Origin of the sequence: Bradyrhizobium lablabi, assembly GCF_001440475.1 — a bacterium.
Lineage (GTDB): Bacteria > Pseudomonadota > Alphaproteobacteria > Rhizobiales > Xanthobacteraceae > Bradyrhizobium > Bradyrhizobium lablabi.
Genome location: NZ_LLYB01000069.1, coordinates 2,328 through 13,415 on the forward strand (window position 1 = coordinate 2,328; position 11,088 = coordinate 13,415).

Consider the following 11,088-nt stretch of genomic DNA (forward strand, 5'->3'; position numbering starts at 1 on the left):
TGAGGTCGGCCTGGAAGACACGCTCTATCTCGGCAACCTCGACGCCAAGCGCGACTGGGGCCATGCGCGCGACTATGTCGAGGGCATGCACCGGATATTGCAGGCCGATGCCCCCGACGATTTCGTGCTGGCGACCGGCGAGACCCGTTCGGTGCGCGAATTCGTCGAACTGGCGTTCGCCGAGGTCGGCCGCCGTATCGAATGGCGCGGCAAAGGCGTCGAGGAGACCGGCGTCGATGTGAAGTCCGGCAAGACCTTGGTCCGCATCGATCCGACCTATTTCCGGCCCACTGAAGTCGACCTTCTGATCGGCGATCCCAGCAAGGCGCGGGAGAACCTGGGCTGGAAGCCCAAGATATCCTTTGCCCAGATGGTCAAGGAAATGGTCGCAGGCGACCTAGAGGATGCGCGGCGGGAGGTAGCCAATGGCAAGCATTCCGTTTGAGCTGAAGGGCAAGACGATCTACGTCGCCGGCCATCGCGGCATGGTCGGTTCCGCATTGGTGCGCCGGCTGGCGCATGAAGACGTCGAACTGCTGACAATGAGCCGCAATGAGCTCGACCTGCGCGACCAGGCGGCGGTCAACCAATGGTTCGCCGACAACCGTCCGCAGGTGGTGTTTCTCGCTGCCGCCAAGGTCGGCGGCATCGTTGCCAACAACACGCTGCGCGCCGAATTCCTCTACGACAACCTGGCGATCGCTGCGAACGTGATCCACGCCGCGCACGTCCATGGCGCCGAGAAGCTGATGTTCCTGGGCTCGTCCTGCATATACCCCAAGCTCGCGCCGCAGCCCCTACGCGAAGATTTTATGCTGATCGGCCCGCTGGAGCCGACTAACGAGCCTTATGCAATTGCGAAGATCGCCGGCATCAAGATGGTGGAGGCCTATCGCAGCCAGTATGGCGCCGATTTTATCAATGTCATGCCGGCCAATCTCTACGGCTGTGGCGACAATTATCATCCCGAATACAGCCATGTCGCCGCCGCGCTGATCCGCCGCTTCCACGAAGCGAAGCAGTCCGGCGCCAAGGAGGTCGTGGTGTGGGGGACCGGCACGCCGCGGCGCGAATTCCTCTATGTCGACGACCTCGCGGATGCCTGCATTCATCTGATGAAGACCTATTCGGATCACGAACTGGTCAATATTGGCACCGGCGAGGACATCACGATCGCCGAATTCGCACGCGTGGTCGCGGCAACCGTCGGCTACGCCGGCGAGATCAGTTTTGACACCCCGCGCCCCGACGGCACCCCGCGCAAGCTGCTCGACGTCAGCCGGTTGGTCAAGCTCGGTTGGCGTGCCACGACGCGGCTCGAAGACGGCATCCGGCTTGCCTATCAGGCGTTCCTCAGCGAGCACGCCGTAAACGCTTGAGCCCGCCCCGCGCGAGGCGCGCGTTCAACTCTTCGACGACGGACGGCAGCGCATCGAGGACAGCCTGAGACAATTCGCCGACGCGCCACCTCACCTGCGCGCCGGAAAGGTGGTTTTCCTCCGCCATCCGATCCCAATGTCGGGCGTAGATGTCGTGACCGCGGTTCTTGCCGGCGATCTTCATCGCCAGGTTTCGCGTGACGTCCGGATAAATGTCGCCGTTCATGACGTCGTAGAGCGGCGCCATGGAGGCGGCGCCGCTCGGCTGCAGCAGCAGCGAATAGTTCTTCGAATGCGCATCGACGTTTCCGCAGAGAACGTTGAAGACTAAGAAATCGACGAAGCGGGCGGCGTTGAAGGCGCCTGCCTGCGTGTTCCGCAGGACGTCAAAGCAGTCTTTCAGGGGAGGCCCACGCAGCTTGGTCGCCAGATTGGATTCGTATTTGGTCGATGGGATGTGCCCCGTGGCCTGACAGAAATCCTCCTGATGGATTCTGCGGAGGCTGCGCCCGTGAGGCTCGCGGTCGTAGCGCTTCACCAGCGCTGAGTGAGCGGCATGCGGGTCGAGACGGCGAACGCCCGAGGATCCTTCACCCACGCTTCATCGTAGACGAACTCGATGTCCTGGATTTGGTCCGAGCGCCGGCGCAGCAGCCCGACGAGCTTGTCGCCACACCGGACTTCCAGGGTCTCGCCGGCGCCGCCCGCTTTCGGCTTGGTCGTCATGAAGGCGTGAAGTTATCAGGGTCGAAGGTTTCGGATTCCTCGCTGGCCGAGCGAGCCGCCGGCACAGGGCTCATTTCCGCCGTCAGCCGGATGCCGAGCGCCTGCAGCAGGCGGAGGACCAGACCGACCTGGCTTGTCTCCTTGCCATTCTCGATGTCGACGATAAACCGGACGCCGACGTTCGCTGCCAAGGCGAAGTCCTGCTGCCGGAGACCTAAGAAGGTCCGCCGGTTCCGGATCGTCTGGCCGAGTTCTGAGGTGGTCGTGATGGTCATGATCATCTTTCCCGAGCGGGAATATTAGCCCCGGCAGGGCGTGCAGGAAGCCTGAATTTACCGACCGGGAAAACCCCGGTAAAGATTGGGTTCCGGCGGACAAAATTTTCCGACCGGGAAAAGATCTACTCAGAACTGGCTGCGGGACAGTCAAATTTACCGGTCGGGAAATCTTATCAAGTCTGTTCGGCGCTAACTTGAGACGGCCGCCACGATCATGGGAGTGATCGCGCTTCGCGCGCGCTGATCTTGATCGCAGTTCCGCGGCAATCAGCCCACCACAGCGGCGCGGTGCGGCCAGCACACAAGCTTTTTCGGACTGTGAGCGAGGGCCGATTTCCTCGATGGCTGCCGGCCACTAACCTACCCGCCCATTCGGGCAGATCCCATCGTGGTGGTATCCGTCGACATTGGTCGACTTGGCGAAGGACTCGCGTGAAGCCATCGGAATGGCGCCTCCGCGGGTCGGGTCCGCGAAGGTGCCCCCCGCCGCGGCGTAGTCCTTTAAAACGCTCGAGCACGATTATCGCCTCGACATTCGGGATGTCCGCCTCGCTCAGCTCAGGCATCGATAGCCTGCGGGCAAGTGCCGCCTCTACGTAGGGAGCCAGCTCCTCTTCTTTACGTCGGGCGCGCTCGTTTTCCCGTTCTTTCAGAGCAGGCATGACCTCATTTGGCGAAAAGCTCGAGTGCCTCACAGATATGCTCGTGCTTATTCATTCCGCACTGCCGGATAAAGATCATCTGGTCGATACCGACATCAGCATACCTCATAAGATGCTCGCGAACGCTCCTAGGTTGCCCGATGCTGCCTGAGCCTGGCGTCTGCTTCATCTCGTCTTTGATCATTTGGAAGTGCCGCCACAAATTCGTGCGCCCCGGACGGTGTTCGCCATACACCGCATAATGCGCGATCGAATAGCCGAAGAACTTGAAACCATCGAGTACTCGACGCATAGCTTCTTCGGCGTTCTCATTAACCATCATACCGTTGAGAACGGCGATATTGGCGTTTACCGAATGCCCAATGGGCACGCACTCATCGGACTTGATTATCTGATAGTAGTCGTCGCGCCAAACTTTCGCTTGCGACGCCTCCACAAATCCAAAAGCCAGCGCCCCTACCCCTTGACGCGCGGCACGCAAAATACTTTCGCGCAAACCGGGCGCTTGTTACGCAGCATGCAGTAGGCGACGTGGTGATCTCGGGCATCCTGGGCTCGGCAGCTCGCGCCGAAAGGGTGTGCTTGCGCTACTGCAATACCCTTTCGGCTCCCCAGTGGGCGGATGTCCTTGGCAGTGTGCAACCTCGTTGCTGATCTTTCGCAGGCGCTGCTCGAGTTCCTAGGCACTCGCTTGATCCAGCGTATCTCTGCTTCCTTGCTGCGATTCTTTGTAGGAATCGTGATTGAAATATTGGCTTCTAGCTCTCTAGCGATGTCCAATATCGCACGGTGGCACACCGCCTCTTCAGGCCATGTACTGAAACCGTTCACCAGATTGGCCAGTCCCTGCTGGGTAAACTCAGAGAGCCGGACGGCGCGAAGGACCTCACCCGCGATTGCGACTGTGGCTTGGCGACAGGGCGCCTCTTTCGGCCACTTGCTGAAACTGTTCACCAAATTCGCCAGATCCTGCTGGGTATAGTCAGAGAGCTGGGTGACACGGCGAAGGACCTCGCTCGCGATAGCGACTGTGGCTTGGCGAGAGTCCCTCCGGCCATTTGCTGAAACCGTTTACCAGGTTCGCCAAGTGCGGGTGAGTAAAGTGAGAGAGCTGGGGTGCACGGTGAAGGACCTCCCCCGCGATCGCGACTGTGGCTTGGCGACAGGCCGCCTCATCGCGCCACTTGCTGAAGCCGTTCACCAAATTCGCCAGTCCCTGCTGAGTTAAGTCAGAGAGCCGGGCGGCTCGGCGAAGGACCTCGCCCGCGATCGCAACTGTGCCCTGGCGAGAGGCCGCCTCACCTGGCCACTTGCTGAAACCGTTCACCAGGTTCGCCAGTCCCTGATGAGTATAATCAGAGAACCGGCCGGGACGGCGAAGGACCTCACCCGCGATGGCGACTGTGGCTTGCCGAGAGGCCTCCTCCGGCCATTTACTGAAGCCGTTCACCAGGTTTGCCAGGTCCTGCTGATTAAAATGAGAGAGCTGGTCGCCTCGGCGAAGGACCTCACCCGCAATTGCCACTGTGGCTTGGCGACAGACAGCCGCTTCGCGCCACTTGCTGAAACCGTTCACCAGTTTCGCCAAGTCCTGCTGATTGAAATGAGACAGCCGGTCACCGCGGCGAATGACCTCACCCGCAATCGCGAATATGGCTTTGCGAGAGACAGCTTCTTTTGGCCACTTGCTGAAACCGTTGACCAGGTTCGCCAGTCCCAGCGAGGTAAACTCAGAGAGCCGGGCATGGCGATTTGCACGGCGAAACACCTCGCCCGCGATTGCGCTCGCGGCTTGGCGAGAGGCCCCGCCTCTTCCGGCCACTTGCTGAAACCGTTCACCAGCACTCCTAGACTTTGGCTGTTCAACTCCTGAAGCGCTCGGCTTTCATCGTGACAATATTCGGCGATTCTGATCGTTGCACTACGGCATTCCGCCACCCTTGAGTGTCGACCGAATGATGATGCGAACAACGAAAGGGCTCTGAGCCCGACTTCCTTAATCAGAGCGTAATCAAGCCGAGACATACATGCAGCTATGCGCTCGCAAGCTTGGATACCTGCCTGACCTCCGGCCTGCCGGCTCACCGCGTTGCATGTCGTAGCGTACCCCATCGATTTCCCGGCGCGGATGTCTTCTTCGAAGCATGCCACAAATCGAAATTTGAAATCCGCGGCGGCCTTTTGCAGAAAGGTTGCGTGGTCCACCATCCGCAGCTGCTTGTCGTGCTTCAGCACTACAGCTGAGAATTCACCGATGTGGCGAGTTCGACCAATCTCGCTTAGCGCTTCACAAAGTTTCATCAGACCGTACACAACGTCATTACGAGATCGCACCAGGGGTGCTCTGCGCTGCTACACCGTCGCAGCGCCGCTTTCTCCGGGCCGGAACACCGGCCGGACAAAGATTGTCCTTTGCAGTGGAAGCGTCTGTTCCCGAGCTTCTGATAAGTTGATCGCTGCGCTGGCGGTGTGCGACCTGCGCAATTGCAACTTACATTAGGAAGCATTCAGCATCGTAACTATCCGACGCTCCCCAAGCCACATTGCGACTTTGCTCTCTTTCAGTGTCATTCCAATAACCGGCGAAAGCGCTTCCCATCCTGGCACAAGCTAAATCGGTCATCATCCGCGAGCGAGAAGGTCGACTTCGCAAGCCATGCCGCTCGAATTGATTTCTCAAATGAGCATAGACGCCTGCGCGGTGAGCCTTGGTCATCTCCAAGACTACAACCTGACGCTACGTGAGTTTCAAGCTATTTGATGCTTATCTATACAATGGGGACGTACTGCTGGATGGTGGTCGCGGTGATCTCATTGTCCCAGTCGGGCTTTTCCGCGGACGACCTGTTCACAAACCTGACGTGGAACACCGCTCACAGCAACTTGTCGTCTGTACTCCAGCGTCACTGATTGCCTGGCGTTAACAAATCCCCACCGATCACGTTGGTGACTCGTCAAAGATTCCAGTATCCCTTGTTTCTGCCATGTTCGCATCCAAAGCAGACATTTGCCGATCGCACACGTCGCGGTCGGACGTAGCGAGTGCTTGAGGAGAATTACGTGACAAAGCCAGTCGTGATTGTGGTGGGTGCGGACAAGGGTGGGGTTGGCAAGACGACCGTATCCCGAACGCTTCTGGACTATTTCAATACCAATAACGTGCAGACACGCGCATTCGATACCGAGTCCCCGCGAGGAACGTTGAAGCGCTTCCACCCCGAGATCACCGAGATCGTCGACATGACCACGACTGCGGATCAGATGAAGATCTTCGACACACTGAACTCAGGGCTATCTGTCACCGTGATCGACGCCCGCGCAGGCTTGCTGTCCCCGGCACTGGCATCCTTGCGCGACATCGGTTTTTTGGATGCCGCTCGGTCCGGCCAGATCACCTTTGCCGTATTCCATATCTTGGGATCCTCCATCGCTTCTCTGGACGAGATCGCCGAGACTGCTGGTTTCATGAGTGGTGCAAAGTACTTTCTGGTCAAGAACTTCATCAACGACACTCAATTCTTCCAGTGGGACCAGTCGACCTACAACTCCTATTTCCAGCAAATCAAGAACGCGACCGAGCTGACGATCCCTAAGCTCAACGAGATGGCCTATGAGCAGGTCGAAGTTGCTTCCGTCCCGTTCGTCAACTTTGTAGCCAACAAGAATCGGAACGACGAGGCCGCGAACCACTCCTTCGTTCTGCGCGGCTATGTTCGGCACTGGCTCGCGAATGTCTGGCGCGAATATGATCGCATTAACTTGACCGACTTGGCCGGCGCTAAGTCAGTAACACGCGGCGGTGAAAAATAGTCGATCGTTCGTCGATTGAACGGGCTAAGCCGCGTATGAAGTTCGCTTAATAGTAATGCCAATGTTAGCTACGCCCGTTTACATCATCTGCTCGCCTAGCCCGCAGGTCGGTAAGACCCTCGTCTCTCGCCTCATGAGCGAGTTCTTACTGCTGAAGAACGGCACTGCGCTCTCGTTCGACATCAATCTGAAGGAGCCGTCACTGGTCGATTACCTGCCTAACATCACTGAGACGGCGGATGTGATCGACACATACGGCAAGATGCAGCTGATGGACCGGCTTATCCTGCACGACCGGGTGGCCAAGGTAATCGATCTCGGCTTCCATGCCTTTGATGAATTCTTCAAGATGTGCGAGGAGATCGGATTCATCAGGGAGGCGCTCCGCTGCCATGTTGCCCCCGTCGTCCTATTCGTGGCCGGTACCGACCGCATCTCCTTGCGCAGCTATGAGATGCTGAGGCGGCGGATTCCTTCCGGAGCGCTGATCACCATCCACAATGAATTCATGCTGCGCGGCGAGTTACCTGAAGTCATGGATGGCGCGCGTGTACTCCGCTTTTCGGCGCTGCCAGTATTTCTAAAGACCTACGTCGACCGACTGAGCTTTTCATTCACAGGATATCTGCGCAACGAGAAGGATTCCTCCAGCGAGTTGCATCAGTGGATCTGGCGCAACTACGTCATGTTCCGCGATCTCGAATCAATGGCGATGCTACAGCCGTCGTCTTGAGTCGGATTCCGCATGTGAAGAATTCGCGCGATATAAGTGTTCTTCAAGTTTGGTCGTATCACTCGCAGACATAATGTCCGAGCAGTCGGCAAGGCCGTTTGCCCGCTTCGTATCGAAAAGGCCTCGTGCGTGGCTTGGGCCAAAAATAACTAGCGAGTACACGGCAGCTTTCTGAGAATCAACGCAGTCGCCATTGGCTCATTGTGATCTTCTGAGATTCGTCAGCTTCTCAACAGGTAACTCTCCTAGCATGAGAACGTCGATATCTAGACGGCGGTGTCATCCGTCATAAGGGAAATGAACGCCCGATTGCTTAATCTCGGAAATCGGAGGAGCGTGGCGACGGTCTCGGTCCGCGGCAAATGATTGTCGATTGTCAGTTGCTTCAGCTTCGACAGTTGAAATCCGGCCGAAGGCTCCACCGCTTCCACTCAATCAGCCTGCCGTGCGCCAGATGCGAGCTTTTGTATGAGAGTGAGGTGCCATGGAGCGGACTAACAACAATTTTGACCTGTTTGATTTTGATGTGGAAGGCTTCGCGCAAGCGTACTATCAACAGTCGCGCGCGGGGCAGCAATCGGGCGATACGAGCGAGCAAGCTAGCTTTGAGCAGCAGATGGGCGAGTTGCAACTCAATTCGCCTGGCGAGAGCTCCGCTACGTCAAGTTCTCCTGATGAAAGTCCCAAAAAGGGCGGTGGAGGAATCCGGCGCACTGACCTCGGCGGTTCGATGAGGATGCCGCCACACTCCCCGCTGATGGACAACTCGTTCAGCAGCACGCGCCACAGCGTAGAAATCCCCCGAACTCACTTTCGAGATTCGGCTCAATTACCGTCGCAGTCCAATTTTCGGGATGAGCTGTTCAGCAGTGCGCATTACACTTTGCGATCTGAGGAGCAGCCTGCAATTCAGACGAAGAACAGCAAGAGTCGCGGACTGTGGTCGCGTATCAAGTCAGGTGTCGGAAAGGCGCTTGGGGCGAGTCGCAGCGAACAGCCGTCCGGTTCCACGGCCCAGGAGGAGGTCCTTTCAACGAAGTTTCGCGTAGATTACGCCAAGCAGCCCGGCCGAACACGCGGGGTCCCTAAGGAGGACGAGGAGCTGTTTGAGGACTTCAAAAGCAGAGCCAAGCTCACGCGGGACATCGGCACCGGCAAAGCAGTGGGCGACGGCACTATCAGAAATGCGATAGCCGATCTGCGAAATTTCAGCGCCTGGCTTAGCGAGAACGGGAGGCCATCAATCGCAGAACGTATTGGCAACCCGGAGTTAGAAGCTGGGTTGGATGCCGATGTGGAGGCCTACGCGAGGGATTCCAAGAAGGATTCTACGCTTACGAGGAGGCGCACCAACGCGGCCTTGAAAAAACTCCGCCACGTCGGCGCCGGAAACGCCTTGTCCGCCGATATCCGCCGCCTGGCTCCTTATGCCACAGACGCGACCCTCATCGACATGCTGGCCGAGGCAGAAAAGGTGACAGCCAGGGTTGAGCCGGAGACGGTTGATAGACGGGCGCGCCGTCTTTACAGGCTGAGTGATTGGCTGAAAACGCGGGAAAAAGGCGCCATGGCTGGCCGACTGAACGACGATGGGCTGGCCCAAGATGTTAAGGAGTATAGGAATCAAACCGGGGACTCCAAAATTGACGCCGATTTGCTCAGGCTTCGGCGTTACCAGCAAGTCCTCGAGGCGAACAGAGCGCTGGGGCTGGCTCCTCCTGAGAGCGCGCCTCCGCTCGCCGGGGAAGGCGCTCGGCAGCCCGGATCGCCGCAGGAGCTTCCCGCAACGCCAGCTACGCCGAGCGAGGGAGCTTGGGATTGGTTTAGGCATCAGATGCAAGACCCCGCGCCGTCCTCATTCACGCCGCACCATGATCCGCAGCCGAGCTCGCTTCAGGAGCTTCCGGCAACGCCAACCACTCCGAGCGCGGGAGCTTGGAACTGGTTTAGGGAGCAAATGCAAGAGCCCGCGTCATCCTCGTTCACACCGCACCGCGGCCCGCAGCTGCACTCGCTTCAGGAGCTTCCGGCAACGCCAGCCACCCCGAGCGCGGGCGCTTGGAATTGGTTTAGAGAGCAGATGCAAGAACCCGCTTCACCGTCATCTGCGAGGCGTCCGTCGTCAGACGTCTACGGCGATCTTGGGCCGCTGCTTAATTTGAATCCGCCCACACCGTATGAATTGCGCGACGACGCTCACTCTGTGCCGGCGCCTGACCTCGCCAGACAGCCGTCGTTCGTTGGACCATCAGGGGCCCCTCAGGAGCTACTGGATATCGGCTCTATCGTTGGCGAAGGCTGGCACCACGGCTCTCAATCGGCCTCGGACGTCCTGATCGATGTACTGAGTAACATCAATCTCATGCCGAACCATTTCGGCCCAAGCCAGTTCGCGATAAACGGTGAGCATTATTCGGCCACTCTTGGGCCGGGAGGGCGCACGGACGTTCGTCTCATCCATCATCCTCGCGCCAGGCCGATGCATGAAGCTGGGCCATCGCGTCAGCCCATAGCGGATCTTGGGTTTCTTATCCGCGGGGGATGGCAGCACAGGGAACGTTGGCTTCCGTCTTACCTTGTCCGTGCACTAGAGGGGGAGCACCTCATGCCGCAAGCCGGGCGTCCGACGTATATCAACATTCGCGGCGTGCCTTACAGGGCCGAGTTGCTGGAAACGGACGGCAGCTCACGCGTTCGTATTTATCCTGAAGCTGGTTGAAGACGCGATTAGGCTTCACCCTCGGGGGTCAGCGGGGCGGCGCACCGGGAGAAGTCTTACCGGCGAGCAAGTGGCATAGGCTTGCTCGGACCAGGGCACCGACGGGAAACGCCCTGCGCAATGATGCATGAGCGTTTGGATAATGGAAATGGCAAACGCGAAATTCAACTTGCTTGGTGCCGAGGTCCGCGCGGCACTGGAGCGGTTGATCGATGTGCTGGCAGACCTGGGGCTTGCCTACCGTCAAGGTGACAAGGTCAAGCTTTGGCCGCAACCTGATCGAGAGCCTGCACCGTGAGCTCGACACCATCGGAAGAGGCCTCGCAGAGGAAATGGGGCTTGAGCATTACCCGCTGATGCAGGTGAGTAGACTGCGGGGATCTATCGCCGATAGGCTGTCGCTCGCCTCGCTGCGCTTTGGCATGATCGACCATTGGTCTCGGTTTCAGATCGTGCCCTGGTCCTCATCGCTCCAGCGCGAATTGAGCAACCAGGTGAGCGGCATCGCCGGCCAGTCAGCGTCGACTAGGCCGTGTGGACAATTACCTTAACCAGAGCAGAGCTGCAGCGATAGTGACGACGGCGAAGTAGTTTCGGGCTGTCTTTTCGTAGCGCGTTGCGACGCGCCTGAACCGCTTCAGTTTTGAGAAGCAGCATTCGATCAGGTGGCGCTCGGCATAGAGTGGTTTGTTGAGCGGATATTTGATTGCCCGCGAGGGGTTGTTCGGAAGTACGCCTACGACGAAGACCGCCTGATTGACGCATGCGCGCGGGCACAGTG

The 11,088-nt window shown here is 58.5% G+C and carries 12 protein-coding genes and 1 pseudogene; 8 read left to right on the top strand and 5 right to left on the bottom strand.

Going from position 1 to position 11,088, the window contains the following annotated elements:
• Together CQ14_RS46370 and fcl are read left to right on the top strand one after the other, a co-directional pair.
• Window positions 1-445, top strand: a pseudogene (locus CQ14_RS46370) (GDP-mannose 4,6-dehydratase); the annotation flags it as partial.
• Window positions 426-1,379, top strand: a complete 954-nt coding sequence (fcl, locus tag CQ14_RS17200) for a GDP-L-fucose synthase (protein WP_057859051.1) — start codon at window positions 426-428, stop codon at window positions 1,377-1,379. The pseudogene CQ14_RS46370 and the gene fcl, both read left to right, overlap by 20 nt.
• Here fcl and CQ14_RS17205 read toward each other — a convergent pair.
• From CQ14_RS17205 to CQ14_RS17220, 4 genes are all read right to left on the bottom strand, one after another.
• Window positions 1,354-1,977, bottom strand: a complete 624-nt coding sequence (locus CQ14_RS17205) for a HipA domain-containing protein (protein WP_082649915.1) — start codon at window positions 1,975-1,977, stop codon at window positions 1,354-1,356. The genes fcl and CQ14_RS17205 overlap by 26 nt on opposite strands.
• On the bottom strand, window positions 1,914-2,105 hold the full coding sequence (locus CQ14_RS46375; RefSeq protein ID WP_057859053.1) for a HipA N-terminal domain-containing protein: 192 nt from the start codon (window positions 2,103-2,105) through the stop codon (window positions 1,914-1,916). The genes CQ14_RS17205 and CQ14_RS46375 overlap by 64 nt, the downstream gene beginning before the upstream one ends.
• Window positions 2,102-2,380 carry a helix-turn-helix transcriptional regulator gene (locus CQ14_RS17215; RefSeq protein ID WP_082649916.1) on the bottom strand — a complete coding sequence of 93 codons (279 nt, stop codon included), beginning with the start codon at window positions 2,378-2,380 and terminating at the stop codon, window positions 2,102-2,104. The genes CQ14_RS46375 and CQ14_RS17215 overlap by 4 nt, the downstream gene beginning before the upstream one ends.
• A 669-nt stretch (window positions 2,381-3,049) precedes the next feature.
• The gene (locus CQ14_RS17220) at window positions 3,050-3,541 is read right to left on the bottom strand and encodes an LLM class oxidoreductase (protein WP_156435089.1); all 492 of its coding nucleotides are present in this window, start codon (window positions 3,539-3,541) and stop codon (window positions 3,050-3,052) included.
• Between the two features lie 981 nt (window positions 3,542-4,522).
• Here CQ14_RS17220 and CQ14_RS17225 point away from each other — a divergent pair.
• From CQ14_RS17225 to CQ14_RS17245, 6 genes are all read left to right on the top strand, one after another.
• A complete protein-coding gene (locus CQ14_RS17225) occupies window positions 4,523-4,918 on the top strand; it encodes a hypothetical protein (protein WP_156435091.1) in 396 nt (131 codons plus the stop codon).
• Window positions 4,919-6,105: 1,187 nt separating this feature from the next.
• Complete coding sequence (locus CQ14_RS17230) at window positions 6,106-6,855, top strand: P-loop NTPase family protein (RefSeq protein WP_057859058.1); 750 nt, start codon at window positions 6,106-6,108, stop codon at window positions 6,853-6,855.
• Between the two features lie 61 nt (window positions 6,856-6,916).
• A complete protein-coding gene (locus CQ14_RS17235; RefSeq protein ID WP_057859056.1) occupies window positions 6,917-7,588 on the top strand; it encodes a hypothetical protein in 672 nt (223 codons plus the stop codon).
• Between the two features lie 484 nt (window positions 7,589-8,072).
• Entirely contained in the window at window positions 8,073-10,307 is a 2,235-nt protein-coding gene (locus tag CQ14_RS44655) for a hypothetical protein (RefSeq protein ID WP_063800371.1), read from the top strand.
• A gap of 148 nt (window positions 10,308-10,455) precedes the next feature.
• Complete coding sequence (locus tag CQ14_RS46380) at window positions 10,456-10,605, top strand: hypothetical protein (protein ID WP_245320388.1); 150 nt, start codon at window positions 10,456-10,458, stop codon at window positions 10,603-10,605.
• The gene (locus CQ14_RS17245) at window positions 10,556-10,858 is read left to right on the top strand and encodes a DUF3363 domain-containing protein (RefSeq protein WP_245320387.1); all 303 of its coding nucleotides are present in this window, start codon (window positions 10,556-10,558) and stop codon (window positions 10,856-10,858) included. The genes CQ14_RS46380 and CQ14_RS17245 overlap by 50 nt, the downstream gene beginning before the upstream one ends.
• Here CQ14_RS17245 and CQ14_RS17250 read toward each other — a convergent pair.
• A partial coding sequence (locus CQ14_RS17250; RefSeq protein WP_156435093.1) for a transposase occupies window positions 10,850-11,088 on the bottom strand: 239 nt, incomplete at its 5' end. The genes CQ14_RS17245 and CQ14_RS17250 overlap by 9 nt on opposite strands.

Bases quoted from the DNA above. Each gene is read 5' to 3' on its own strand.
- fcl (WP_057859051.1), top strand. From the start codon at position 426: ATGGCAAGCATTCCGTTTGAGCTGAAGGGCAAGACGATCTACGTCGCC.
- CQ14_RS46375 (WP_057859053.1), bottom strand. From the start codon at position 2,105: ATGACGACCAAGCCGAAAGCGGGCGGCGCCGGCGAGACCCTGGAAGTC.
- CQ14_RS17215 (WP_082649916.1), bottom strand. From the start codon at position 2,380: ATGACCATCACGACCACCTCAGAACTCGGCCAGACGATCCGGAACCGG.
- CQ14_RS17225 (WP_156435091.1), top strand. From the start codon at position 4,523: ATGAGAGAGCTGGTCGCCTCGGCGAAGGACCTCACCCGCAATTGCCAC.
- CQ14_RS17235 (WP_057859056.1), top strand. From the start codon at position 6,917: ATGTTAGCTACGCCCGTTTACATCATCTGCTCGCCTAGCCCGCAGGTC.
- CQ14_RS44655 (WP_063800371.1), top strand. From the start codon at position 8,073: ATGGAGCGGACTAACAACAATTTTGACCTGTTTGATTTTGATGTGGAA.
- CQ14_RS46380 (WP_245320388.1), top strand. From the start codon at position 10,456: ATGGCAAACGCGAAATTCAACTTGCTTGGTGCCGAGGTCCGCGCGGCA.